This window comes from Paenibacillus xylanexedens, from assembly GCF_007676705.1.
In the GTDB taxonomy this organism is placed as follows: Bacteria; Bacillota; Bacilli; order Paenibacillales; family Paenibacillaceae; genus Paenibacillus; species Paenibacillus xylanexedens_C.
Genome location: NZ_VEBF01000002.1, coordinates 1,542,102 through 1,566,905 on the forward strand (window position 1 = coordinate 1,542,102; position 24,804 = coordinate 1,566,905).

Genomic DNA, 24,804 nt, shown 5'->3' on the forward strand with positions numbered 1-24,804 from the left:
GAAGTGTTTATATTGTCTAACCAACCATTTTCCAGCACTGCGAGTCCTCATCTGAGCGCAGACTGCGAGCAATGTTTTGGCCTGTGCTGTGTTGCCCTGCCCTATGGCAAGTCATCGGATTTTGCTTTTGACAAGGCCAGCGGCACACCCTGTTCCAATCTGCGCAATGACAATCGCTGCGGTATCCATACCCAGCTGCGGCAGAAAGGTTTCAAAGGATGTACCGTATACGACTGTTTTGGAGCTGGACAGAAGCTGTCTCAAGTGACCTACGCAAGCAAAGATTGGCGGGATCATCCGGAGTCTGCAACTGAGATGTTCGATTGTCTGCCTGCCCTGCGGCAACTTCACGAGTTGCTTAGTTATATGAAGGAAATGATGATGCGACCGGAGACATCAACGCTTCACTCGGCATTTGGGGAGTTATATCAAGAGATTGAGCGTCTGAGCAATCTGGAGCCTGCGGCCCTCTTGCGTCTGAATATCGCTGAACATCGGTCCACTGTGAATCAACTCTTGGTCCAGGCAAGTGAAATGGTACGCGCGAATGTACCACCTGCAACTCCTGGACAAGGAAAGTCGAAGAAGGGCAAAAAGCGGACTGGAAGTGACTTTTTTGGCGCCAACTTAAAAGGAGCTGACCTGCGGAGCGCGAGCTTCCGTGGTGCTTTAATGATTGCAGCCGACCTCCAAAATGCAGATGTGAGAAATTCCGATTGGATTGGTGCGGACTTGCGAGATACGAATCTGGGCGGTGCTGACCTGAGAGGTGGCATCTTCCTGACGCAATCCCAGCTTAATGCAGCCAAAGGTGATCTGCATACCAAACTACCGGATCACTTAAGTGCTCCCACGCATTGGACGTAGGGGAACCGTCTCGGTAAGACACAACCACCAGCGGGAAAGTATTATGCTCATGCTTGATTCATGCTAATGTTCGAATCGTATTTCAAATTGTATACGGCAAAAAAAGCTCGTCCTATGCATCATAGGACGAGCTTTTTTGTTATATCAACTACAAGAATGAATTACGAATTACAACAAGTCGCGGCGAAGGTCCTCAGCTGATTTCGGAGACAGGTGACCGAGCGGAATATCAAATACCGTCTTCGCTCCCTTATGTCCTTCCACGCTCAAGCGTTGTGCAGCTCTCGCATACGCCACAAGCACGCTCGCTGTAAATTCAGGATTGCTATCGAGTTTCAGACCGAATTCAATAATTTGCTTTTGACCGGCACCTGTAACCCCACTGCGAATTACAAATCCACCATGCGGCATGCCCTCATGCTCGGATTTCAATTCTTCTTCGCTGATGAATGTTACTGTCGTATCGTAATCTGCAAAGTAGTTAGGCATCGACACAATCGTCTCACGGATCTCATCCTGATTGGCACCATCTTCTGCGACCACATAACATTGACGCAGATGCTTCTCGCGTGTAGACAGTTCTGGCGTCTCCCCTGCACGAATGCGGTTGATGACCTCTTGGGCAGGTACAGTATACTGTACACCCGCCTTAACGCCTGGAACACGACGAATGGCATCCGAGTGACCCTGGCTCACACCTTTGCCCCAGAACGTGTACTCTTTTCCTTCTGGCAGGATGGACTGTGCAAGCAGACGGTTCATGGAGAACAATCCTGGGTCCCAACCTGTGGAAATGACACTCACGTGACCGCCTTGCTCTGCCGCAGCATTAACTTCCTTGTAGAACTCAGGAATCTTCGCATGCGTATCGAAGCTGTCTACCGTATTGAACAACTTGGCGATAGCTGGTGTCTGCTCCGGAAGGTCGGTTGCCGAGCCACCACAGAGGATCATGACATCGATCTTGCCTATGTATTGCTCCGCTGCAGAGATATGCTCAAAACGTACTTCTGTGCTTTCAGCGACCATCTGCTCCGGATTACGACGTGTAAACACAGCAATCAGTTCCAGATCCTCGTTCTGAGAAATGGCTTTCTCCACACCTTTACCCAAGTTACCATACCCTACAATACCTACTCTAATCATGTTCAATCCTCTCCTGTCTTCTTCTATAGTTGTCTATTACTTCTTGTATAATGATATAACATACCATGTAACTTGTCAGGTTTCCAGTTCGAATAAAAAATACCTTACAGCGGTACAGCAATAATGCTGTTCCGCATGCAAGGCATTATGGAATCTATTCGTTAATTTTAAGTAAGCAGAGCAATGGTCCTCATCTGATTCTTAAGATTCTGTCCAGCTCAATGTTAGTTCAATGACGCCTTCTTGCCCCGTCAATATTCCTCCGATCAGAGACCACACATCCTGGGTATCCGGGTCGGTTCCCTGAATAATAATATTTTTGTCATCAATCGTTTGACCTGCATCCGTTAACTTTTTGGCGCTAAAGTATTCCTTATAGAGCTTGGATACCGTTTTCATGTCTTGTTCTGTGGAGAAAATAACCATCGCTGATTGCTTGCCTTCGTTCTCACCCGAATTGGCTAAACGAATGGTTGCATCTTCCGGCAGAGGGAAGTCACTTGGCAAGTTGTCTGGCAACTCATTGGTTCCAGCAGCGGCTTGCTCACCGCTATCTGAATCCGAGTCTGCTGGCGTAGTTGTACCCTCTGTCTCGGTCACTCCACTTGATGTTGCTTCGCTCGTTTCTTCATTCGTGGCTTGTTCAGCTGTCCCGGATGAAACTTCGGTGTCCACCTTCTCAGTATCACCTGTCGGTTCGTCAGCCGCGCTACTGCAAGCACTTAAGGCCACTACCATCGCAAGTGCCGCACAAGCCAATAAAACCTTCTTTTTCTTCATTATCAATTCCCCCTCCTTCTTCTTAGTTTAATAGGCTACTCACGTTCGTACGTCTGGATAACGGGCACCGCATCAACGTTATTCTTGACCCATACTACGGATACGGATAATACACTCAGAGATAATAGACAACTGGCTACGAGTATGGAGAGGAATCGGGTGACAACTCTAATCTTTTTCATTCATCCCTCCTCCTCATCCTGTTCATCATGTGTTTGCGGAATCATGTTACTCATAGGTCACTGGACGGCGTCACTAATTTCATGATTTCGGCGGCTACAATATCCGGCTGACTGTTATGGATGTAATGCTCGGCGTGAGGGACAATCTGCTGGGTTCCTTGTCTGGACCATGAAGCAAATTTCACTTGATCTGCCTGCCATGCCCGACTCCCCTCACTGGGTTGATCTGATCCGGCTGTCAGGATCGTCAGAGGGAAAGGAAACTCCTTTTTGTTCTCCAGCACACGTAATGCGTTGATCTTGGAATGACGAATCTCATCCATCACGTTGTCATTGTATGCATGCTTCAGGGTAGAAATGGTGGCAGCCTTTTTCATCGGCGCAGAAACCAACTCCGGGTCAATGACCAGTGTTGCCATCATCTGATCCGAATGCAGCAATGTACGCGCAATGCCTGTTTTAACCAGGAATCGGACTGAAGTAAAATACCATTCGGGCGTATCCATGTCCACCGTACTGTAATATTCAGGACTGCCTCCATCGATCATGACCATGCCGGCTACCTCATCGGGATACCTTTGCGCATATCGGAGAGTCTCCAGAGCACCAAGGGAGTGGCCTACCATAATGTAAGGTGGACGTTGGCCAGATGTTCGCAGTAACTGATGAATCTCTTCCGAGATGGTATCGACATCACGAGGTTCATCTGTATAGTCACTGTATCCGTACCCAAACCGATCGTATACCGCAATTTTCACCTTTGATTTCAACTTGTCATACAACGGACTGAAATCCACGTACGGATTGGGTGTCCCCCAACCTGAGGCAAAAACCACCGTGACTTCTCCTTTGCCAGCGGTGTAGAGATGCATGTTGCGACCACTCACTTCATAGTACTTGCCTGGCGGAGGATAGGACTTCATATCCTGCGTGGATTGATACGCCTCATAGGCTGCACCTGTCAGCAGTAAAAGTCCTGCAGCCAGCATCAGGCCTCCCAGCACTTTTAACCCTCTCCGTAACCCCTTCTTCATCTTCTCTACCCCTTACTCCAAAGGTTCATCTATATATGTATGCTTCAATCGTACCCAACAAATAGCGGAATTGAAACAATCCGGAGTCCAGTCCTTTCCCCAACCAAAGTCCAGTCTCACTCCCCTACCCGTGACGTAAAAAAACTGCAAATCTCCGATTAAGGAAACTTGCAGTTCATCTATATCTAGAGTTCCAATGTTAGACCGACCGGGCAATGATCACTGCCCATCACGTGGCAGTCGATATGTGCATCAGCAACCTTCGGCGCCAATTGATTGGACACGAGAAAATAATCGATGCGCCAACCCACATTCCGTTCTCTGACCTTCGGCATATAAGACCACCAACTGTATACATCCGTACGATCCGGATACAGGTGGCGGAAGCTGTCCACATAACCAGAAGCAAGCAAATCGGTCATCTTGCCACGCTCTTCAAGGGTAAATCCGGAATTACCCAGATTGGGCTTCGGATTCTTCAGATCGATCTCCTGATGAGCCACATTCAGGTCACCACAGACGATAACGGGCTTGGTCTGCTCCAGTTGCAGAATATAACCTCGGAATCGGTCTTCCCATTCCAGACGGTAAGGCAACCGGGTCAGATCCCGCTTCGCGTTAGGTGTATAGACGTTCACCAGATAAAAATCATCATACTCCAGTGTAATCATCCGGCCTTCCGGTTCGCTGTCTTCCTCCATCCCGTAATGCACAGATAAAGGCTTGATTCGGCTAAATACTGCTGTGCCGGAATATCCTTTTTTGATCGCATAATTCCAATATTGATACACGTCTTCCCCCAGGTCCATCTCAATCTGTCCGGCTTGCAATTTGGTCTCCTGAAGGCAGAAAATATCCGCCTGACTCTCCTGATAATAATCCATAAATCCTTTGGTCACACATGCCCTTAAGCCATTCACATTCCAGGACACCAGCTTCATATCCTCATCTCCTCACATCTCTCCAATATAGCATGGGCGAATTCAGGAGGACAAGGTTCACGGCCTGGAAATGACACCAACTTGCCTAAATATCGCTTCGTAACTTGGAGAACACCGCAAGGTCAATATATCTGCCTTTCTCGAACTCATGCTGTCGAAGTACGCCTTCCTTCTGAAAACCCAGCTTGTGTAACAGGCGAATCGACGCCTCGTTCTCCGGTTCAACCTTCGCTTCGATCTTGTTGAGCTGCATGCTCGTGAATCCAAAATTCAGCACAGCATGGGCCACTTCCGTCATAACACCGCGGCCCCAGAAAGCCGAACACAAGTCGTATCCGATCTCAGCACGGTTATGTACATCTTCGTAGTTCAGGAACCCACAGGTTCCGATCACTTTAAGAGTTTCACGGTCTTCAATCATCCAGCGTAAACCCGTGTGTTCCTTGAAAATCTTCGTATACCAGTTCATCTCACCCTGTGCATCCTCCACGGATTCAAAGGGAGTGAATGGCATATATTGGACCACAGCTTCATCCGAATATAACTCCAACAGGTCTTGGCTGTCCCTAGCCACTGCCGACCGAAGGACGAATCGGTCGGTCTGGATTAGGGGAAACAGGTCAAACGTAAATTGCTCACTCATGCGAGGTCTCCTTTATCACATTCAATATATAAGTCATTTTACTATTAATATGTTCTATTAACATCTCTCTCTCTTCTCTATAAGCTGTTCTATTGACTATTAAAAGTAGGGAGACTACATTATGCTTTAGAAGATTAACATTTGAAATAGACTAGGAGGCGGAACAATGACCACATCATCGTATGACGTTATTATCGTAGGAGCCGGCTCCATGGGCATGAGTGCAGGTTATTATCTATCGCGCAGTGGATGCAAAGTTTTACTAATGGATGCCTTTGATCCTCCGCATACGGAAGGAAGCCATCACGGAGATACCAGACTGATTCGCCATGTGTACAGTGGGGGGCCTGACTATGTTGCCATGGCACTACTTGCACAGAAGTTATGGCATGAGCTGGAGGAAACGACGGGAGACCAACTGTTTGTTCCATCAGGCGTCTTGAATATAGCTGACCCGGAGATTCATTCCTTTCATAACCGATTGAGCCATGCAGATGATGCAGACATTCGTTATGAAACGTTGCATGCAGCCGAGGTGATGAAACGCTGGCCAGGTATTACCGTACCTGAACATTACGAGGCCATGTATGAGCCTGATGCGGGTTATTTGTATAGTGAACCCTGTATTCGTGCCTTCCGCAAAGCAGCCGAGGCTCACGGTGCCACCTTGTTAACGCACACGCTTGTGGAGCATATCGAATACGGACCACATTCCGTTGCAGTTCAGACTTCGGGTGGTGAGACATACCATGCGAATCAAATTATCCTGAGCGCGGGTGCCTGGTTTCAGACGTTAAAACCTTTCGTGGATCTCCCGATCCAGGCTGTACGTAAAACGGTTGGATGGTTTGATTCCCCCGAAGCCCTGTATGGCGAGGCGCACTTCCCCGGATTCACACTGGCAGGAAAAGAAGGAACCTATTATGGATTTCCGAGCATTGGTGGATCAGGTCTGAAGATGGGTCGTCATGATACGGGTCAAGTGTGGACACCAGGAAGTACGATGGCTCCTTTTGGTACGGAAGAAACGGACGAGGGTGATCTGCGCAGGCTGCTCGAACTTCATATGCCTCAGGCAGCTGGAGAATTGAAACGTGGTAGTGTGTGCAAGTATGAATTCACTTCGGATGAAGATTTTATTATCGACCGACACCCTGCCCATGAGCGTGTGTGGCTGGCAGGCGGTTTCTCCGGTCACGGCTTCAAGTTCGCAAGTGCCATTGGGCAGATACTATCCGACTTGGTGCAAACGGGGCACACGGATCAGGATATTAGCAGGTTCGCCCTATCCCGTTTTCGTTAAGTACAGGCCTGCTGAATGAACTTGAACATATGTATGTCTAAAATAGCTACTTTCTTAGAGGGTGCAGTGTTGCTTAGAGCACTGCACCTCCTCCAAGAAAGAAGGACACGTACGAACGTTAATTCATGCCAACTCACACTAATTAACTTTGATTAGGCTCCATTGCTGATTGGCTCCGCCATTGTCGGCCCATTGAATCGTGGAGGCACCCGCGGTCAGAGACCCTTGATTGATGTCAACCGTCAGGCCACTGTTTCGATTCGCAAGTACCACATATCCTCCCACATCAATTGGCAGCCATTGCTGATTGTTGCCCCCGTTATCCTGCCACTGAATCAGAGCGGCTCCGCCTTGTGTAGAACTCGAATTCACATCCAACAAAAGCCCACTGCCCACATTGCGAATGTTGTAATATCCGTTGCCTGTAGACTCCAGCTTCCACTGCTGGTTGGTTGCTCCATTATCATTCCACTGAATGATTGTTGCCCCACCCGTAGAAGAAGCACCGTTAACATCAAGTGCAAGTCCACTGTTACGGTTGATTAATTTGTATATGGCGCCGGATTCATATCCTGTACCACCATTATAAGATGCACCGGAAATGACGTAGGTTGTGACCGAATTGGCCTTGGCCGTAGCGGTAAAGGTTTTGTTTTGCACAGTAATATTGGTCAATTGCTGCAACTTCTCTGTTGAAGAGGTCCGATATACTTGAGCAGACGTACCTGTGTTAGTAAAGCGACTGAGATCATAGGTTACCGTTGTATCTGTCGATTCCGAATTGGTTGTGACCAGTACAACTTTACCGGAAGCTGCATCATAGGCTGCAAGGGTATTGGCATCACTCATGCCGATAATCTTGTATCCGGGACGAATAAATTTGCTGTAATTGCCCATGACATAATATTTTTGGTTCACCGTATAGCTGGTCGTTTGTGTATTGTTCAACACGTTCTTGAAGAATCCCCATCCTTCTGCACTATCCACGGCTTGCCAATACACCCATGCACTCGCTCCCATATTGCGAATATCCTTAAGGATGGTACGTGACATCGTAAGTCCGCTTGCATCTCCGTCTCCATATTCCGAGGTCCACAGATGTTTGCCCGCAGACGTCGCTGTGTTGCGCAAAGCAGTGCGATTGCTTCCGCCATACGTGTGTGTGTTGATCTGACTAATGGATGATTTAACCGCACTGCTGTAGCTGTTAAAAGACACATTGGTATCATCAATACTGTATTCTTCCGGTGCGCTCAGCTTCGTGGACAGGCCCTTCGCATTCAACGAAGTTTGTACCTGACTCAGAATCGTGTTCTGATCCGCCCGGTCAAAGTGCATGCCCTCCTGATCATTGCCCTGCTTCCACCACGTCGAGATCGGTTCATTGAGCGGAGTTACGCTATCGAATGTGATCCCCCAGTTATCCCGGAAATGCTTCACGACCTCAGTCAGATAATCGGCAAAATCATCAACATACTCAGGCTTGAGGTTATTCCCTCCATTCGCCGAACCGGACACATTGCCACTGATCGTCATCCAGTAAGGTGCAGAATTCGCAAAAGCTTCGATGACATTCACGCCTTGAGCTTTGGCGGCTTGCAGCATATAACGCTGGTTCGCATCTGCAGTCCAGTCATACACGCCGGGAGAAGGCTGGTAGCCAGGAACGGCTTTGCGATATTCGAGGATATTGGATGATGGATTATCCCCGCCTCCAATGTTGTACCGCAGGATGTTCAGACCGAGTCCGGTATTTGCGTTAAACATTTTCTCCACATACTCATCCCGGTTGGAGTATTCTCCTACCACTTTGCCCCACCACGCGAGGGATGTTCCCCATCCCTCCATCGTCTGGTATTGCTTCGATGGATCGGCAACAGCCGTGTAAGCTCCCGCAGCAGATACCTCTGTCCCCAGTCCCAAACTGCCTGTTAGCAGACTTCCTGCCAGCAGCAGCGAGCTCATTCGTTTTAACCACTTCATCCGCTTCACTCCTTAGATTTTACACTTGCACTCCGATGTCAGAACAACTTTCCGATCGCTGTTATCCCCAGATTTTTTAATTATTCTTTTAAAGGGAAAATCCGGGGATAGCATATGCTTCCGATGCAGCTTTCTTTCAGAAAGCTTTTAGGCGCACGCTTCGCTTCTTCAAGTTATTTCTGACCTCTACGTTATCGTGTAAAAAGTTTAACTTATTTATATCTTCTTAAACACGAACACCTATTATTGTGCAACCTCTCGGAAGGTCGCGTCTGACTTATCGAGTGCAGTAACGACAACTTCCAATTTCAGTACATTATTGTAATGTCTCAAATACAAGTTAGGGTTACTAAACGAGGCATACGAAGTCCAAGCGGCGTTAGCAAGTCCATTGACACGTTTGAACGTGGCATCATTTCGGAATGTGGCGCTGCCGTCATTTTTCACCAATGTGATGTTTCCATTATTATTGCGCAGGAAATAACCTGGATAGTTCATGGACTCAAACGAAATTCCTGTTGCATTCGACAGCCCGGGAACGATGCGGAACTGTGCATCCTCCGCTGGACTGATATTGGCATCGATTCGCGCCTGATAGTTGGAATGACGAATGAAGCTGCCCGGTACATTGAATGACTCCAACTTGCGGATATCGCCAAGCTGTCCGGATTCTTTCAATACGGTCATATGCCGGACGAGTCCGGTAAGACCCGCAATCTCCTGCTTGGCACCCCAGGTCTGGAAACCGTCAGCAGAGTCGCTGTAATAATATTTTTGTGTTGCATAACCGTCGAAGTAGATTCGCCATGAACCATTATCCAACTGAACAAGCGCCGGACCTTCAACCCAAGAGCCCCAGCCGGCCCAATCCCCTGTGCCTTTAAAGGTATAAGGACCGGTCAGCGAGGTCGCTGTCGCATATTCAATGTATTTGGTGGTTTCGTTCTTGGTAAAGGCATGATAGGTTGAGCCTGTCTGAACAATAAAGGTATCAATATAATTGGGAGCAATGCCTGCCAGTTCAGTAGGCGCGGACCATGAGGTAGACGTCAGATTGCTGCCTGAAGCGGTAATGACATAAGGTTTGAAATTCTCATAGTTGCCTGGAGAAAGGGACACGATAACGTTCAGACTGCCGTTGCTGTCTTTGAACCATTCCGGTGCCCATGTGTGTGCAATCGTGGTAGGAGTGGATAATGTAATGTTACGGACAAACGTCCAGTTCACCTTATCCGGGCTGGAGGCGATACCGATGGTATTACCTGACCAGTTCGTGGTGTAAACGACGTAGTATAGACCATCTGTGTGCTTCATGATGCTGGGATCGCGGATCAGATCGGCCGGAGGTGTATAAGCTGGCCCTTTGAGCAAACCATAGTGGGTCGCATTATAAGATTCGTAGATATACATATTGGACTCACTTGTGTTCGTAAAGGCTGATATCGTATAGACACTTGTTGCTGCTCTGGCTGTATTAGGGAATAACATCGTTAATAGAAGTAATGTTCCGAGGAGCAGAATCATCCCGGACTTGAGACCGCTGGACTTTCCTACTCTTACTCCCTCTTGATTCTTCGTTAACATTGGGTCATCTCCTTATCCCTGAGTGATGAACAGAGGAATACCTTGCTGTATTACCAAATACAAAACGTACCTGAGACTGTCCCTGATGAGCAACACCTCACGACTACCTGTTCGAATTCCAATTACATGAAGCATCACTCCCTTCACAGATCATGGATGAACACTCTCTTTTATGTAAACGGTTACAATAATGAAGTTACGAATGTTACCATTGCTCAAATTACAGACCTGATCACCACAGTCTCCCCATTCCCTTAGCTCAATTTACTCACAAGACTGACTCCAAAGACTCATGAACCCGGGTTATTTAAACTAAGAAAATGAGGTAGTTTGACTGCAGTAAAAGGTAATTTTTTCGTTTGCGTTATAGATGCTATTTCAGAGCGCTACTCCACGGCAACCCATGGATAACGGGATAGTTCATCCAATATGAATCGTACACGTTCTGGCGTTCTGCCTTCTTCATCGAACAAAAGCAATTCATTCTCTTCCTGTAGCCAAGCGACTGGGATCTTGTAATCCTCTTGTGGACCAATCTGCCAATAACGTCCCAGATGATGTCCATTCAGGTGAATGGTTCCTTTACTCATTCCGGTCAGACGAAGCATCAGGTTCACTTTATGATGCTCGGATACTACGGGCTTGGCGAAACGCCAGCGGTACCAGACGGGCTGACCATACGAGCCTTGGACTGGATCATGGTTGGATACAGGGTGAGACTTCTCGTTCAGCGTAGCACGATTGACCGATTCACCCGAGGTATGGGTTACCCGATTGGCACTTGAATTGCCACCTTCGGCGATACCAGGGTGTGCTGCACGCTGAATTGACCCCTGTGCTTCAGGATGGACCGATTTTTGTCCTACCCCCGAGCTCTCCCATTGTTGCGGAAGCAATGCATCTGTCCCTGCCATACGCCAACCCTTCAGTTCTCCCTCACTCGGATACGTGATCAGTTCCAGTCGGTTCAACGGTGAACGGCTATACGGCATTTCCAATGTATTCGTCTCTCCCGGCTTGATGTAGAGGGACAGATCCAGCGTCTGAAAGGCAAACCAGTCCTGATATCCATCCATCGGAACTTCGATGCCGTTGATACAAAGGCCTTTGCTCAGTGCACCCACGAGAATCGCACGATCCATGCCATCCAGCGTAAAGCTTCTGCTTAGAAGTGGAGCCTCTTGTAGAGAATTCACTTCATCGAGGTGAACACTTCCACTCTCCATGCGCCAACCTCGACGAATATCCTGAGCTTTGCCACCCAGATATGCAGGACCAGCCAGACCTTTGCTCTCACCCAGATGTGGAGAGAAATTCAATCTGCCCATATGTTGCACCAGAATCTGAAGTGTATTCTTCCCTTGGTCCACCTGCAACTGCACACCTGCTGCCCCTACCTGACGAACCAGTGCCTGCTGTACTCCATTGACAATAATTCTGGCGGTATCCTGAATGTCCGGCAAAATGAGACTGGTGATTCCTTCGATTGGACTCTCGAAATCGCATTCGTACAATAGATAACCAAAATCTTGTCCATACCGGGAAAAGTCTTCCGGTTGTGCACTCGCCGGACGCTGCTTCGCAGTTAACGTAACACGTGACAACTCGGGATAATCAGATAACGTCGGTGCAATTGGCGATGTCCATGGAAGCTGCTGCTGTATTCCAGCGATGGACTCCTGACTGACGAGAAACTCGTGACCTGTGAACGTCCGTTCTCCATCGGCCCAGTCACCAAGCAACGTAATCGTCCGATCCGGGTCAGAGATCATGCCTTTGACCTGGCCGGATGGCAACACGTCTACATCATCGAAGCCTATTGCATAACGAAGTCCCTTCTGTTCTGTTGCTTCCAATCGCCATGTTCGATTCATCGTTTCTTGATCTAGAATCATGAAACGGATCGGTGTGCCGTTTGCTTCCAGTTGGACTGTTCCCGGCTCTTTGAAATGAAACAGATCGAAGCGGTATACGTTCCTAGCCGAATCGTGTTCGACGAGCACTTGCACTGTGCTGCCCGTGACGTTCAATGCGCCAGCTTCCAGTTCAATAACAGAGCGCTGCCCGGCAGCAGCTACGATGAACAGGGTCAATTCTCCGTTTATCATTTCATTGCCCGTAATCATCGTTCCTGCAGTCAGATATACTTGTTCGGCAATCGGTACCCGATCCAGTAATGGAATAATCTGTCCGGGATTCAGCGCTACGGGAAGAGTGCGGCCTTCTTCAAGCGTAATGTGCATCGTCTCCCGTTCATCCTTGTGACTCTCCAGGAACCAGATCTTCTGGTTACCCGCTTGTCTGCCTCGCACAGACAAGCCTTCAGGATGACGTACATGGTTCTGCTCTGCGGGAATTTCCTCTGTTTGCATGAGAAGTGCCCCGAATGCATGTACGAAATAAGACAGATTCTTGGTTACCGCATATTTCGGCGTCACTCGTCCATATTCATTCAGCGGTGCATCATAGTCATAGGACGTAATCATGAAGATATCACTGCTACCCATCGTTCTGCCGCCATATCCACCGAAGTTCGTGCCGCCGTAGAACATGTAATGGCTGATTCCGGTATATCCGGCTCGCAGAATTTCCATGAATCGTTTCTCCAGCAAAGGTACCGTCTTTTGAATGGCAGAAGGCCCTCCCCAGTTCTCGAACCATCCGGTCCAAAATTCCGTGACCATCTTCGGTGTCTCAGGCTGTTTGGCACGAAGTTTCTCATAATGTCCGTCAGCACCCGACCAGAAATTAGCCCCTTCAATCGTGCCTTCCGCCCCGCCAACGCAAGTGATCAGCGTAGCGTCGATGCCACGTTGCAACAATCCATCTCTCAGCGTATTCATGTGGTCACTTGCCGCTACGTCATCCATCAGGTACCCGTATTCATTCTCCACCTGAACCAGAATGACTCTGCCCCCAGCGGATAGCTGGCGTTCCCGAATGATCGGCACAATCCGGTCAAAGTACAGGTTCACATAGTGCAGATACGTCTCATTATTTTCCCGGAATTTTACGCCGTCCTTCGTACCAAGCCAGTATGGAAAACCGCCAAAATCCCATTCCGCACAGATAAATGGACCCGGACGCGCAATGACCCACATGCCCAGTTCTGCGCACAGATCCAGAAATGCACCGCAATCGTTGTCCCCTTCAAAGGACCACTGTCCTTCTTCCGGTTCATGCACGTTCCACGCAAAGTAAGTGTCGATGCAGTTCATGCCTGCCAGCTTCGCCTTCAACAGAACCTCACGCCATTCCTCCTTCGGCATGCGGAAATAATGGATCGTTGCACTGTTCAGAAATACACGCTCTCCGTTTAGGAAGAAACTGCGTGCATCGTATGTTAATTCGGATTGAACACCGTTCTCAGCCCTGGTGATGTTCTTCTCCTGTTCCTGAAATAAAAGGGATGCTTTCTCTGTCAAAGATGTCCCCTCCTTCTCTGTATTTATATAAATTGAATAAAGAATATTTACACTGCACACTTCGATGACAGAACAACCTTCCGATCGCTGTTATCCCCAGATTTTTTGATTCCCTTTTCTCAAGGGGAAAATCCGGTGATAGCGTATGCTTCCGATTTAGCTTTCTTACAGAAAGCTTGTAGGCACACGCTCCGCTTCTTCAGGTCCTTTCTGTCCTCTCCGTTTGGTGTAAATGTTTAGTTCAATTTATATAGTTCATATGTCCTGTAATCTTTTAAAAATATGAGTTCAACTAATGAATATTTACACTGGCACTCCGATGACAGAATGACCTTCCCATCGCTGTTATCCCCAGATTTTTTTGATTCCCTTTTCTCAAAGGGAAAATCCGGTGATAGCGTATGCTTCCGATGTAGCTTTCTTGCAGAAAGCTTGTAGGCGAACGCTTCGCTTTTTCAGGTTTTTTCTGCCCTCTCCGTTTCTGTGTAAATCTGTAGTTGAACTTATATTCCTTAATCATCAGTTCGCCTGCAACGTTACACCTTCCAGTACAACGGTTGTGATGGAATTATCTGCGGTAGGTACTTCCAGTCCGTTGGCATACACCGGAATGTCTTCAAGCTGTTCCATGTTCCGATCTGGAGAAGTCTGATACACCTGCGCGGTGGATGATTTTCCGTACGCATACCCTTCCAGTTCAAACGCCGTTGTACCCGCTGACAATTCATTACGAATTACCAGCACCAGTCTCTGACGTTCTGCGTCATAGGCAGCCAGCGTGCGTCCACCATCCGTTGGAATAATTGTCGCACCAGGACGAATGAACCTCGTAAACTGGGCCATGCCATAATACTGCTTGGTCATCTCATACTGTTCTTCGCCGTTAAAATTGGCATGAATGAAGCCCCAATTGTTATTGGCCCCTTCATCTTCAACGGCCTGCCAGTATACCCAGGCGGATGGCTGCATGATTTTCAGATCGAACATGATCCGCTCTGCCAGCTCCTGCACCGAGGTCATATCCTCATGACTGTGCGGCTCACTGCCGCCTGTTCCGTACTCGGACATCCACAGCTTCTTGCCATGGCGTTCTGCCAGCGTGCGCAGCTCTTCCATTTTGCTACCATTATAGGAGTGGGTATTGATCTGCTGGATCACGTCCAGCGTATCCTGATCATAGAGATTAAAATTGAATACCGTCTCATCAATGCTGTTATCATCTGCGGCACTGATGACCGTTCCGTCCAGCCCTTTGCTTTGAAGGGAAGCGGCCACTTTCTTGATAATCTCGGCCTGTTTCTCATTCGTAAAATGACTGCCTTCCTGCATATTGCCCTTCTTCCACCAGTCGGAGGAAGGTTCATTGAGCGGATTCAGTGTGCGGAAGGTGATCCCCCATTCGTCCCGATAATGCTTCACGACTTCGGTCAGATAATCGGCAAACGCATCATACTGATCATCACGCAGATTATTACTGCCATCCACGGCTCCGGTAACCGATCCACTGATCGTCATCCAGTAAGGTGGTGAATTGGAGAATGCTTCAGCAATGTTCACACCTCGCTCCATCGAGCCTTGTAATACAGCCCGCTGACCTGCATCGGCATCCCAGTCCCACTCTCCAGGTTCAGGCTGGAAGCCAGGTACATCCCCGCCGGGACGAAGAGCTTTCATCTCCGGATTTTCCTCACCGCCAATATTGTAACGAACGATGTTCAGACCTAACCCTTTCTCCGGATCAAAGACCAGATCCATCACTTCACTAACCTTCGTCTGATCCTTCCATCCGCCAAGATCGTTGGCCCACCAGGCAAGTGACGTGCCCCAGCCTTCAAAATGATCATAGGACTGGTCCAGCTTCAGACGTACCGGCTCCCCTTGGAACTCAAGTGTTTTGGATGATTCATTGGCATAATGATTGATAACAATTCCTCCTCCTGCCAGCAGGGCAATCAGGGCGACACCCATGAGGATATAGCTCCGTTTGCCTCTGCTGCGTTGTTCTTTATGCGCCATGGGCTAAAACAATCCTTTCTCCATGTACGTTGATTACTCCGTTGTCCTTGAACGTCAGGTTCAATATATAAACACATTACAGACACCTTCTGTTACTTGATTCCACTGCTTCCGCCGCTAATGTTGGCCTCATAGACATAACGCTGTCCGAACAGGTATACCAGCACCATCGGAATGGTGAGGAACAGGGAAGCGATCATCACAAGGTTCCACGGTGGCATCTGACCGCCACCTACCGTAGTCAACAGCTGCACCCCGAGTGCCAGCGGCATTTTCTCCGGATCATTGATATAGATGAGCGGCCCCATGAAGTTCCCCCAGTTATAGGAGAAAGAGAAGATCGCAATGGCCGCAAGTATCGGATAAGTCAGTGGCATGATGATCTTCCAGTAGATTCCTGGATGTCCCATACCATCGATCATGGCGGCTTCATCCAGTGATTTGGGAATACTCATGACGAACTGCCGAATCAGGAATACGTTGAACGCTCCGGCGAAGAAGCTCGGTACGATCAGCGGGTAAAATGTATTAATCCAGTCCAGATGGCGGAAGATGATGAACTGCGGTACCATCGTCACCTCACCCGGAATCATCATCGTACTAAGCAACACAATAAACAGGAAACGGCTGCCTTTCGCCTTGATTCGGGCAAAGCCGTAGGACACGATCGAAGCTGACAATACCGATCCGACAATCGTAAAGACGGTAATGATGACCGAGTTTTTGAGATACGTGCCAAGATTGTTATTCGTAAAAATCGTATAAAAGTTCGACCATTGGAACTCCAGCGGTACGAAGGTAAAGGCTGACTTGACGGTTGTTGCGTCACTTGCCAGTGCAATGGAGATCATGTACAGGAAAGGCGAAGCAAGCAGCACCCCGACCAGAATCAGAAAAATATAGGATATCGTCTTCTCCACAGTCGATGGATTACTCATTGGCTTTTCCCTCCTCGTAGTGCACCCATAGCGCCGATGAACGGAATACAACCAGTGTCAACGCCATGATGATGATGAATAGTACCCAGGCAATCGCCGATGCATATCCCATTTTGTAGAATTGGAACGCATTCTGGAACAAGTAGGGCACAACCATCTGACTTGAATTGTCAGGTCCCCCGGCAGTAACAATGAATACCTGCGCGAAGGTCTGGAGCGCTCCAATCATGCCAGTCACGAGATTGAAGAAAATGACGGGCGTCAGCATTGGGAATGTAATATGGAAGAACGACTGTGTACTCTTCGCCCCATCGATGGCAGCGGCCTCGTACAGTTCCTGCGGTATTCCTTTCATACCTGCAAGCAGTAATACCACGCCACCACCCACACCCCATAGCGACATGAGGATCAATGCAGGCTTAACCCAGTTCGGATCAAGAAGCCAGGCAGGACCCTGAATTCCAAAGATCGCAAGTGCCTGGTTGATCAATCCTTCCGTCGGTGCAAGCAAGTGGATGAAGAGCAATGAACTCGCAACTACCGGAACGACGGAAGGCAGATAGAACAGAATACGGAAGAAAGTGATCCCTTTGATCTTCTTGTTCAGGTAATAGGCAATCCAGAGCGAGATCGACATGCCCAGCGGAATGGATATCAGCGCATAGAAGAATGTATTGCCGACGGACTTCCAGAAGATCGGATCATCGGTCAGTAGTGTTTTATAATTGTCGATGCCAATAAATTCAGGGGACTGGAACAGATCCCAATTCGTGAAGCTCATATAGATGGAAAACAGGATCGGCCCCAGGGTCAGCCCCAGAAACCCGATCAGCCAAGGCGAGATGAAGATGTAGAACCATTTCCCGTCCTTTTTTCTCACGTTAAGCCCTCCCATGACGCAGAGAGCAGATGGAACCCGCATTCACGCCGAATTCCACCTGTCCTCCTGTCGATGCTATTTGAACAACCTCTATTTGTAGAGTCTTTCCAGTCCACTCTGGATCTCAGTTACGGTATCATCAAGCGAAGCTTTGTTGTTGAAGTACACACCCAACTTATCGTTAATGAGCTTCATCATTTCGTTCCACTGCGGGTTGAACGGTTCTGCATAGATGGTCGATTCACTGAACGCAGCCATGTTGATTTTCTTGCCGCCATATTCGGCATTCAGGAATTCATCACTGGACAGACCTGCTTTGGTTGCAGGAGCATCCTGACCGGCTTTGACCATTGGCATCTGTGCTTCAGGTGTGGTCAATTCTTCAATCACTTTGAATGCTTCTTCCTTGTGTTTGGAAGCGTTGGTAATCGTTAACCCGTTGAAGAATGCGTTCGTTTCGCCCCATACCGGAGAGATATCCCAGTTAATGCCTTCCACCTTGGCAAGCGAACCAATGTTCCAGAACCCTGTCGTTTCCATGGCGATCTTGCCTTGAGCGAACAGCGGATCAGCTCCGATATTACCCATGTCGGCAATCTCGGTTGGCGTTGGTCCCGCACCGTGTGTGAAGGTCAAGTCGTTCATGAATTGCAATGCTTTACGCACAGGCTCTGTATTGAAGGTCGGTTTACCGCTCTCATCGAACAGTGAGCCACCGTTCTGGTAGATAAGCTGCATCCATTGCGGCCACCAGCTGCCTGGGTAGTAACCCCATTGCACCGTTTTGCCATTCTCCTTCACCGTCAGCTTCTGAGCTGCCGCCATCAGATCGTCTTGCGTCCAATCTTTGGTTGGATATTCCACTCCAGCCTTGTCGAACAGATCTTTGTTATAGAAGAGGACCATCGCTCCTGCACGATCCGGCAAACCGAATTGCTTGCCATCATACTTCATCAGGTTTGCAATATCATCGGAATAACGTTCGGACATGTTCACATTGTTAGCCTGAATCATGTCGTCCAGCGGTATTATCTGATTCTTGGAGGCGTAAGCCTGATAGTTCTCGGCAATCATCATGATATCCGGCGCTGTTCCCCCGGCGATCATCGTCTGTACCTTTTGGTCATAATCCCCTGCAACCACATTGAGCTTCACGTTAATATCGGGATACTTCTGCTTCACAATGTCGAGTCGCTCCTGATAAATCTTCTTCTCATCCTCTGAGCCCCAGATCGTCATGCTCAGATCAACCTTGCCACCGGACTCGCCGGAAGACCCGTTGTTACTCCCGCTGCTACAGGCTGTCAGACCCATTACCATGACCAGCATCAATAACGAAATGACCTTAAAACTTCTTCTCATACGTTACGCCCCCTTGAACTAATGAATGGATGACTACACTGAAACCCGTTTCATGAAATGGGTTTCATTAAGCTGAAACATAAAACCCGTTCCACTTTATGAAAGGGGTTTCATTCACGCACTCATTATATTTCACCCTTCAAGGAAATGTCAACGCTTTCTTTTCCAATTACAGGCCCCCTTATCTTGCAGCAGGTCCTGTACTTTGACGCACAATCAGCTCCGGTTGCAGAATGATCTGCTTCTTCGGTTTACCTTGGTTAATCAGCTCATGAAGTACATCCACAGCCTGTTTGCCAAGCTGATACGTGTTCTGGGATACGGTTGTCAGTTCCGGTATGACGGCACTGGCGAGCGGTGTGTCATCGAAACCCACAATGGAGATATCCTTCGGAATGGAGAGCCCATGCTCAATCGTCGACTTGATGGCACCAATCGCCGTGTTGTCATTAACGCAGATGACTGCGGTTGGTGGATTGTCACGATCCAGCAGTTTTGACATCTCGCGTTTGCCGTCGTCGATGGAGAAACTACCGAGGAGCTGACGATCTTTCGGGATTTCGAGCCCATGCTCGCGAAGTTTTTTCTGCACAGCTCTGACCTTGACCATGGTGGTGGACAACTCTTTCAGACCGCCGACAAAGGCGATATCGCGATGTCCCAGTTCAAGCAAATGCTCAGCTACCAGGGCTGCCCCTGCCCCTTCATCTGTGTACACCCGGTGGAACCCGCCTTTGGCAATATTGCCATTGACCAACACGATCGGCATACGTTTGCCCATATCAATCAATTCCTGAGCCATGTCATCCGGACAGACCTGCATATTGATTCGCCCGCCGAGAAAGATAATCCCGTCTACCCGCTTCTCTCTCAGGATGGACAAATATTCAGATTCCCTGTTATAGTCGCCTGCAGTATTGCAGAGAAAAAACGTGTACCCCAATCCGCGAGCCTCATTCTCCGCACCCCAGAAGACTTCCGGGAAGAAGGGGTTTGTAATGTCCGGCAGGATAATGGCAATGGTGCCCGTCTCTTTCTTGATCAGACTGCGCGCCTGCGCGTTGGGCTGAAACTGGTGTTTTTCAATGATGGACATAATCTTCTCCCTTGTGCTTGCACGCACAGGTGCCGTATCATTCAGCACCCGGGAGACTGTCGCGACAGATACATTTGCTTCCTTGGCGATGTCGTATATGGTGATCGGTGTCATAGCGGAACCTTCCTTTTTCTCTAATTTTCCCTAATTTCCCTGCTTATCATACCAGATAAGGAATGGCGATGAAATGGGTTTCATTGATGGGCGAATAATTTCACACTGGACCAACAGAAGTTCGGGTATGACATTCATACGTGAATTGTTCGATGCATTACTCATTAGTGTCATTATTTTCACAGGACATGTTTGCTTTTCTTTATTTCTCCTTCTAATCTGCGTTTATGGTCCATATATTAAATTGTAAGCGAATTCATTGGAGATTAGAGGAGTGTGAACGACGTCATGATCATTCAAGTCAGTCCGCTGGCAGAAGCAAGACTTACTGAAAAGCTGGGAGATCGACCGGGCTATTTCAAATTGTTTTATGATACCGATGGATGCGGTTGTGACGGAATTGCGGTACTTCTGATCTTGAACGACCTGGATAGCGATGATGTTACTGTAGAAGCAGGTTCGCTTCCGTTTGTAATCAACAAACAGCAGCAGATTTACTTTGAACCCTCTCTGCGTCTGCAATCCGAGCACAGTTTCCCCTCGTTCCGACTGAGCAGTGATTCCATGATCTATGGCAGCAACGTCAAAGTCCATGATTTACGAGATACCGCAGACTTAGCCCCTCAGCCCACCGGATGGTTTGTACGATAAACGTTGAATCAGCACTATAATCAAAACCTCCCAACCCCAGATATTATGCGGGACGGGAGGTTTTTTATCATTTCAATGTGTTCATTAGCCACTATTTTCTTAAACATTTCATTTGAGCTATCGTTTCTTTTATTTCAATTTTACTAAGATTACTTCACAAGAATTTCAATCGGATTCATGGTTATAGAGATATCCGCGGTCATATCCACAAAGAGATTTTGTTTCCCTTTTTTGGTTACTATAAACTCATCTTCAACCTCAACCACTTGACCTGACTTAAACTCAGTTACATATCCCACATCCGCATAATTACGCTCCTCGTTACTACCGGAGAAGAAAAAACGAATAATTGGTTCTCCATGAGATACTTCAACAGGTTTAATACCTGTATATTTTAGAGTTCCTTTTACTTTCAGTGCCTCGCCAGTATCTAAAACTGTTGGTGTTGTTACTTCAAGAACGAAATCAGATGCTACTACACGTTCAGTAATTGTATCTTCATTTTTTTCTTTTGGTGAACACCCCGCAAATATCATGGATACCGCTAACACCAACATTATGACACTACTACTCATTTTATTAATTTCATACCACCTCTTATACTCTAACGAATGATACATAGAAAGGGTTGCTCCATTTGTTCCTTGATTCCCCTGAACTATCGTTTACTGTTAGTTCAATCATGTATCACACGAATTCAATTAACCTCCTATCTATTTCTGCGATATCACCAATCTCCGATGTACCATCCCAAAGGATAATTGAAGAAGCTTCATCGTTTTCAACAAAATCATCAAGTTGGCACAGTTCACCCATGAACAGAGCTCCATATTCTGTCCGTTCAGGTCCATGAAAACTTGGCTGGAGTCTAAACTTCATTAGTCCTTTGAATTCCGCCGTATCCATATTTTGATTGGTTTCCTCAAACAATTCTCTAATTACACATTGCTCCGCATTCTCTCCAGCTTCAATAATACCACCTGGAAGTTCCCAGTTGTTTCTCCACTTATTCTGCATGAATAGATACTTTCCTTGGCACTTCACCACAATTAGAGCATGTGTTAGTGGAGCATCCAGTGTGCTTGTAATGACCTTATCGTACTCGATACGAATAAATTCCAAAAAAATGTTACCTCTTGAATCTGTCATGATTGCCACTTTTACTCCTCCATTTCTTTTGTAACCAAAATAAAAAAAGCGCTAGACCTAAGTCCTGCGCGTTCATATCTCACAGGATGGGGAGCCGAATAGCGTTAACCCACCCCAAATTTTTTAGGAATGGATTAACGCTTTTCATGATGGTGAGATTGTTTTAATTCTTGAATTAACATCGGCCATTCTCCTAATCATCAATATATGGAAATAATACCCACTATAGTACTTTAGAGTCAAGTATATAATTTTGCTCATTTACCAATAACGTAATCTTGCCGTTAGTTGAACAAAAACAGCCGATCACATTGATCAGCTGCTTTCTTTGTATTATTGAGCTATCGTTTCCCGTTAGCGTAATGAGCATAAAGCCTTTGAAGAAAATTTCGACTCAGCTACAAGAATTACTGGATAAAGTATGATAATAATTCCGGTGAAAAAAAACGATAGTTTAAAAGTATTCAAAAACAAATCATGAGACCAACCATCTTCACCTATTATCCAGTAAGCTATCTGGTTAGATATGGCTATTCCATCGTTAGCTACGGGAATTAAACTCTGAGTGTAGTTTTGGGCAAGACAAGCAACAGCTAACAAGGATATACCAGTAGCCAATGCGAATCCCTTAGAGAAAGGGTATAGCACACCAGCTTTTCTTAGAACGACGATCGCGATAGTAACGAATATTATGCAAATAGACAAAAATATCATCTTACAACCTCCGTACTCGTTTTTCTTTAGACGTTTCCAATAATTGTTATGTTGCGTAACCTGCCCGATAGTTGAACAAAAGCAGCTGATCACATTGGTCAGCTGCTTTGTTGGTTTTATTGAGCTATCTTTTCCCGTTAGTTGATTAATTATCTAACCCTTGCCCCAAATAAGTCTTTTGAGGTAAATCCATATTGTTGTATGATTTAGAAATTTCCAAACAAGAAATATCCTGTGTTTTAATAGTGAGTATATATCCATTTATTGTGTTAGCAATCATCTCAATTTCAGATGTATTGTATGAAGTCATATCCATTTTCGAAATGATCACTTGCTTACCCAGTACTTTGGATAAAGAAAAGATAATTTGTTTCTTTACATCGTCATTTAAACCTTCAAACAGGAGTACAAGGTTTTCAAGGTCATCTTTGCTACCTCTCATCAAACTGGGGGATTGTATAGAAATATGTCCAGGAGATGAAGACTTGATAGCATAAATCTCAATGATGTCATCCATTTCAATTTTTATGTTTATGCCTTCTTCTGTTTCAACAAATAGACAGCCCTCATTTAATTCTTTAGAAACACCACGGAAAAATTCATCTTGATTATTATCTTTAAATACTACTGAACGTTGTTCTTTAACTGTCATCTCAATAAATTGTCTCTTATTCAACATATTGTTCCCCTCCCTATTAGAAATAAAGTGTTCTATATGAGGTATGTAGTTCCCTTTTGTACTTAAAGTATCCTGCCCGTTGGCTGAAAAAAAGCAACCGATCACATTGGTCGGCTGCTCTTTGTTTCATATCGCTATCGTTTCCTGATAGTTTAATCCATGCTTGTTGAAGCTATTCAAGACTAAAGACAATCTTTGTTCCCGTCTCCTTTTCACTGAATGGCTTAAAATATTCTATGAACGTTAACTCAAGTCCTGGAGTTTTATCAGGTAATGGCGGTGATACTACATAATTAGTAAAAGCATGACCTGAATGACCACCACCTTTTAGCATTCGGCAATCATATTCTTCTCCAATTTGCAATTCAAAATGGTGGTGATTATTAGCAAATGAGGGTACCTCAGTCTCATCCCAATCAATATTAAAAGTCACTACACTTGCATTATTATATTGCTTTATTGAATTTAAAGTATAAAAGAAATTCCCTTTTTCGACTGATTTTAATACGGGTATATGTTTTCTGAAATCCGATGGATCAACCATTGGTTTATAATGCTCTTCACTTCTCAATGTTCCAAAAACGGCTTTCAGAAAATCCTCGTAAAGTTCAAAAGTTTCTGCCCATTTAGAGATATATTCAAATGGTGGGAAACCAGGATTGTTGTTTGAAAGCTGCTTCCGAAGTTTCAACATTTCACAAATTTGTTCGTCAATTTTATAAATTCGTTCGTCATAATGCTCCGTTGGGCGTTCAAAAGGCATTCGTTTCAACATTGATCTCCCCTCTACAATTGTAAAATTATAAAGTTACCTTGGCTTTGTTATCGAGTTCTATCAGATATTATTCTCCGCCTTCAATAAACTATCCTGCCCGTTAGTTGAACAAAAGCAGCCGATCACGATAGTCAGCTGCTTCCTTGGGTTTATTGAACTAACGTTTCCCGTTAGCTTAATACATCAGGTGCAAAGTTTCATTTATTATTGAACAGTTTCATTTACTAATTCATCATTCCAATGATTATCGCTATACCCACGGCTGTTGTTCCATTCTGCTAACATTTTTCTTTGTCTCAATTCTAAATCTCTGTAAGGGGCTGCAACAAACTGAATTTTTTAAATCACCTATATCCTTATCATTTGCAGCCCAAACCACTTTTCTAATCAAATACTGCTCTAAAAAACATATTCTCCAACCCCTTAGGATACCTTTGGATTTTACAGGAGAAGGAAATTCAAAATCAAAATAATATAGCTGACTTCTTTAAGGAGAGACTGAAAAATAATTAAAAACCAGAGTAGTTAATATACTATCCAAT

The 24,804-nt window shown here is 46.4% G+C and carries 21 protein-coding genes; 3 read left to right on the forward strand and 18 right to left on the reverse strand.

Translation table 11 applies throughout. The features are described from left to right. Positions 1–12: 12 nt before the first annotated feature. Positions 13–867, forward strand: coding sequence for a pentapeptide repeat-containing protein (locus FS628_RS16880; protein ID WP_145323672.1), 855 nt, complete (start codon positions 13–15; stop codon positions 865–867). Positions 868–1,035: 168 nt separating this feature from the next. Here the strand turns inward: FS628_RS16880 and FS628_RS16885 are convergent, their stop codons facing one another. From FS628_RS16885 to FS628_RS16905, 6 genes are all read right to left on the reverse strand, one after another. Continuing rightward, positions 1,036–2,013, reverse strand: coding sequence for a diaminopimelate dehydrogenase (locus FS628_RS16885; RefSeq protein ID WP_440131288.1), 978 nt, complete (start codon positions 2,011–2,013; stop codon positions 1,036–1,038). 201 nt (positions 2,014–2,214) lie between these two features. Beyond that, complete coding sequence (locus FS628_RS16890; RefSeq protein ID WP_260871067.1) at positions 2,215–2,793, reverse strand: hypothetical protein; 579 nt, start codon at positions 2,791–2,793, stop codon at positions 2,215–2,217. Positions 2,794–2,828: 35 nt separating this feature from the next. Beyond that, positions 2,829–2,975: a hypothetical protein gene (locus FS628_RS31400; RefSeq protein ID WP_186327835.1), complete on the reverse strand. Its 147-nt coding sequence runs from the start codon at positions 2,973–2,975 to the stop codon at positions 2,829–2,831. A 50-nt stretch (positions 2,976–3,025) separates the two neighbouring features. Next, positions 3,026–4,009: an alpha/beta fold hydrolase gene (locus FS628_RS16895; RefSeq protein ID WP_145323676.1), complete on the reverse strand. Its 984-nt coding sequence runs from the start codon at positions 4,007–4,009 to the stop codon at positions 3,026–3,028. 185 nt (positions 4,010–4,194) lie between these two features. After that, positions 4,195–4,950, reverse strand: coding sequence for an exodeoxyribonuclease III (locus FS628_RS16900; RefSeq protein ID WP_145323678.1), 756 nt, complete (start codon positions 4,948–4,950; stop codon positions 4,195–4,197). Between the two features lie 85 nt (positions 4,951–5,035). Beyond that, on the reverse strand, positions 5,036–5,593 hold the full coding sequence (locus FS628_RS16905; protein WP_145323680.1) for a GNAT family N-acetyltransferase: 558 nt from the start codon (positions 5,591–5,593) through the stop codon (positions 5,036–5,038). Positions 5,594–5,759: 166 nt separating this feature from the next. On the opposite strand from FS628_RS16905, the gene solA reads away from it, so the two are divergent. Continuing rightward, positions 5,760–6,896 (forward strand): N-methyl-L-tryptophan oxidase, encoded by a 1,137-nt coding sequence (gene solA, locus FS628_RS16910; RefSeq protein WP_145323682.1) that lies wholly within the window; start codon positions 5,760–5,762, stop codon positions 6,894–6,896. A gap of 138 nt (positions 6,897–7,034) precedes the next feature. Here the strand turns inward: solA and FS628_RS16915 are convergent, their stop codons facing one another. The 8 genes from FS628_RS16915 to FS628_RS16950 all read right to left on the reverse strand — a co-directional run bounded on the left by FS628_RS16915 (position 7,035) and on the right by FS628_RS16950 (position 20,294). Beyond that, complete coding sequence (locus tag FS628_RS16915; RefSeq protein ID WP_145323684.1) at positions 7,035–8,879, reverse strand: RICIN domain-containing protein; 1,845 nt, start codon at positions 8,877–8,879, stop codon at positions 7,035–7,037. A 243-nt stretch (positions 8,880–9,122) separates the two neighbouring features. Beyond that, complete coding sequence (locus FS628_RS16920) at positions 9,123–10,463, reverse strand: glycoside hydrolase family 43 protein (protein ID WP_145323686.1); 1,341 nt, start codon at positions 10,461–10,463, stop codon at positions 9,123–9,125. Positions 10,464–10,849: 386 nt separating this feature from the next. Further along, positions 10,850–13,888 carry a beta-galactosidase gene (locus tag FS628_RS16925; protein ID WP_145323688.1) on the reverse strand — a complete coding sequence of 1,013 codons (3,039 nt, stop codon included), beginning with the start codon at positions 13,886–13,888 and terminating at the stop codon, positions 10,850–10,852. Between the two features lie 519 nt (positions 13,889–14,407). Next, positions 14,408–15,904, reverse strand: a complete 1,497-nt coding sequence (locus tag FS628_RS16930; RefSeq protein WP_145323690.1) for a glycoside hydrolase family 30 protein — start codon at positions 15,902–15,904, stop codon at positions 14,408–14,410. A 92-nt stretch (positions 15,905–15,996) separates the two neighbouring features. Next, on the reverse strand, positions 15,997–16,842 hold the full coding sequence (locus FS628_RS16935; RefSeq protein WP_145323692.1) for a carbohydrate ABC transporter permease: 846 nt from the start codon (positions 16,840–16,842) through the stop codon (positions 15,997–15,999). Then, the gene (locus FS628_RS16940; RefSeq protein WP_036668619.1) at positions 16,835–17,722 is read right to left on the reverse strand and encodes a carbohydrate ABC transporter permease; all 888 of its coding nucleotides are present in this window, start codon (positions 17,720–17,722) and stop codon (positions 16,835–16,837) included. Before FS628_RS16940 ends, FS628_RS16935 begins: the two co-directional genes overlap by 8 nt. A 90-nt stretch (positions 17,723–17,812) precedes the next feature. Next, positions 17,813–19,084 carry an ABC transporter substrate-binding protein gene (locus tag FS628_RS16945; RefSeq protein WP_145323694.1) on the reverse strand — a complete coding sequence of 424 codons (1,272 nt, stop codon included), beginning with the start codon at positions 19,082–19,084 and terminating at the stop codon, positions 17,813–17,815. Between the two features lie 181 nt (positions 19,085–19,265). Next, the gene (locus tag FS628_RS16950; protein WP_145323696.1) at positions 19,266–20,294 is read right to left on the reverse strand and encodes a LacI family DNA-binding transcriptional regulator; all 1,029 of its coding nucleotides are present in this window, start codon (positions 20,292–20,294) and stop codon (positions 19,266–19,268) included. A 276-nt stretch (positions 20,295–20,570) separates the two neighbouring features. Here FS628_RS16950 and FS628_RS16955 point away from each other — a divergent pair, with 276 nt between their 5' ends. After that, complete coding sequence (locus FS628_RS16955; protein ID WP_260871068.1) at positions 20,571–20,945, forward strand: iron-sulfur cluster biosynthesis family protein; 375 nt, start codon at positions 20,571–20,573, stop codon at positions 20,943–20,945. Between the two features lie 149 nt (positions 20,946–21,094). Here FS628_RS16955 and FS628_RS16960 read toward each other — a convergent pair whose 3' ends face one another. The 4 genes from FS628_RS16960 to FS628_RS16980 form a co-directional block, all read right to left on the reverse strand. After that, positions 21,095–21,502, reverse strand: a complete 408-nt coding sequence (locus tag FS628_RS16960; protein WP_222125245.1) for a hypothetical protein — start codon at positions 21,500–21,502, stop codon at positions 21,095–21,097. Positions 21,503–21,632: 130 nt separating this feature from the next. Further along, entirely contained in the window at positions 21,633–22,094 is a 462-nt protein-coding gene (locus FS628_RS16965) for an NUDIX domain-containing protein (RefSeq protein WP_145323700.1), read from the reverse strand. Between the two features lie 859 nt (positions 22,095–22,953). Next, a complete protein-coding gene (locus FS628_RS16975) occupies positions 22,954–23,487 on the reverse strand; it encodes a hypothetical protein (protein WP_145323702.1) in 534 nt (177 codons plus the stop codon). A 172-nt stretch (positions 23,488–23,659) separates the two neighbouring features. Then, the gene (locus FS628_RS16980; protein ID WP_260871069.1) at positions 23,660–24,262 is read right to left on the reverse strand and encodes a hypothetical protein; all 603 of its coding nucleotides are present in this window, start codon (positions 24,260–24,262) and stop codon (positions 23,660–23,662) included. Positions 24,263–24,804: the final 542 nt, after the last annotated feature.

Bases quoted from the DNA above. Each gene is read 5' to 3' on its own strand.
- FS628_RS16885 (WP_440131288.1), bottom strand. From the start codon at position 2,013: ATGATTAGAGTAGGTATTGTAGGGTATGGTAACTTGGGTAAAGGTGTG.
- FS628_RS16890 (WP_260871067.1), bottom strand. From the start codon at position 2,793: ATGAAGAAAAAGAAGGTTTTATTGGCTTGTGCGGCACTTGCGATGGTA.
- FS628_RS31400 (WP_186327835.1), bottom strand. From the start codon at position 2,975: ATGAAAAAGATTAGAGTTGTCACCCGATTCCTCTCCATACTCGTAGCC.
- FS628_RS16895 (WP_145323676.1), bottom strand. From the start codon at position 4,009: ATGAAGAAGGGGTTACGGAGAGGGTTAAAAGTGCTGGGAGGCCTGATG.
- FS628_RS16900 (WP_145323678.1), bottom strand. From the start codon at position 4,950: ATGAAGCTGGTGTCCTGGAATGTGAATGGCTTAAGGGCATGTGTGACC.
- FS628_RS16905 (WP_145323680.1), bottom strand. From the start codon at position 5,593: ATGAGTGAGCAATTTACGTTTGACCTGTTTCCCCTAATCCAGACCGAC.
- solA (WP_145323682.1), top strand. From the start codon at position 5,760: ATGACCACATCATCGTATGACGTTATTATCGTAGGAGCCGGCTCCATG.
- FS628_RS16915 (WP_145323684.1), bottom strand. From the start codon at position 8,879: ATGAAGTGGTTAAAACGAATGAGCTCGCTGCTGCTGGCAGGAAGTCTG.
- FS628_RS16920 (WP_145323686.1), bottom strand. From the start codon at position 10,463: ATGTTAACGAAGAATCAAGAGGGAGTAAGAGTAGGAAAGTCCAGCGGT.
- FS628_RS16930 (WP_145323690.1), bottom strand. From the start codon at position 15,904: ATGGCGCATAAAGAACAACGCAGCAGAGGCAAACGGAGCTATATCCTC.
- FS628_RS16935 (WP_145323692.1), bottom strand. From the start codon at position 16,842: ATGAGTAATCCATCGACTGTGGAGAAGACGATATCCTATATTTTTCTG.
- FS628_RS16945 (WP_145323694.1), bottom strand. From the start codon at position 19,084: ATGAGAAGAAGTTTTAAGGTCATTTCGTTATTGATGCTGGTCATGGTA.
- FS628_RS16950 (WP_145323696.1), bottom strand. From the start codon at position 20,294: ATGACACCGATCACCATATACGACATCGCCAAGGAAGCAAATGTATCT.
- FS628_RS16960 (WP_222125245.1), bottom strand. From the start codon at position 21,502: ATGTTGGTGTTAGCGGTATCCATGATATTTGCGGGGTGTTCACCAAAA.
- FS628_RS16965 (WP_145323700.1), bottom strand. From the start codon at position 22,094: ATGACAGATTCAAGAGGTAACATTTTTTTGGAATTTATTCGTATCGAG.
- FS628_RS16975 (WP_145323702.1), bottom strand. From the start codon at position 23,487: ATGTTGAATAAGAGACAATTTATTGAGATGACAGTTAAAGAACAACGT.
- FS628_RS16980 (WP_260871069.1), bottom strand. From the start codon at position 24,262: ATGTTGAAACGAATGCCTTTTGAACGCCCAACGGAGCATTATGACGAA.